Below are 1,107 nucleotides of genomic sequence, written 5' to 3' on the forward strand. Positions count from 1 at the left end.
AACATAGTAAAAAGAATTATAGATAAAAATAATTACTGTTACATGTCCAATTACACATGATATTTGTACTGGGAAATATTTTTTATAAGTGTTAATTGACTCTCACATTATGTCATTGTTTAAACTATATTTGAGCTTCGAAATAACAGTAACATATAGGAGGAACTAATGTTTAGAATAGGAGATTTTTCGAAACTTTCTTCAATTAGCGTTCGAATGTTGAGACATTACGATAAGATGGAACTACTAAATCCAGAAAAAATTGATATTCAAACGGGCTACCGTTATTATTCGGCTGCACAATTAAAGAAAGTAAATCAAATTCAAAATTTAAAAGCAATGGGATTTAGCATAGCAGCTATTAAAGAAATATTAGATAGTAATGAAAACTTAGAATCTATAAAAGAACATTTCTTTATTCGTAATTCTCAAATAAAAGAAGAAATGAATAATCTTCAAAAACAGTTACGCCTCCTCGAAGACTCAATAAAAACAATGAGAGAGGATGTTGTTGAGATGAGTTACCATGTTGCTATAAAAAAAATTCCAGAGAGAAAAGTGGCAAGCGTTAGGAAAGTGATTCCATCTTATAATTGTGAAGGTGAGTTATGGAATATACTAATGCAAGAAATAAGATTGGAAAATGCAAATATAGCTAATCCAAGTTATAGTTTAGCTGTATTTCATGACAAAGAGTATAAGGAAAAAGATGTAGATGTAGAAATACAAATGAATGTAGTAGGGGAATATGAAAGTACAAAAAACGTTACGTTTAAAAATGTGGATTCATCTTTAATAGCTTCCATTACAGTAAGTGGAAGTTACGAACAAATGACAGCAGCAAATGAAGCTGCTGCAAAATGGATTGAATCTGAAGGATATGAATTAGCAGGGCCTATGTTTAATATATATCATGTCAGTCCAGCGATAGAAGCAGATCCTAATAAGTGGGTTACAGAAGTTTGTTATCAGATAAAAAAGTAAAGGATTAAGCAGAAAAAAGCACAATACATGTGCTTTTTTCTGCTTAACAACCATATAACCATTTTAATACTTCAGTTAAAAGTAACCGTTCTTTTAAAGTTTACGTATAGGACTATATAATGC

Annotated in this window: 1 protein-coding gene; it reads left to right on the forward strand. The window is 30.1% G+C overall.

Annotated features, from left to right (window positions below; all coding sequences use genetic code 11):
• Nucleotides 1-168 precede the first annotated feature (168 nt).
• A complete protein-coding gene (locus V7183_RS03760) occupies nucleotides 169-984 on the forward strand; it encodes a MerR family transcriptional regulator (protein ID WP_335358721.1) in 816 nt (271 codons plus the stop codon).
• Nucleotides 985-1,107 lie beyond the last annotated feature (123 nt).

The organism is Bacillus sp. JJ1127 (assembly GCF_036965845.1).
Taxonomy (GTDB): Bacteria; Bacillota; Bacilli; order Bacillales; family Bacillaceae_G; genus Bacillus_A.

Bases quoted from the DNA above. Each gene is read 5' to 3' on its own strand.
- V7183_RS03760 (WP_335358721.1), top strand. From the start codon at position 169: ATGTTTAGAATAGGAGATTTTTCGAAACTTTCTTCAATTAGCGTTCGA.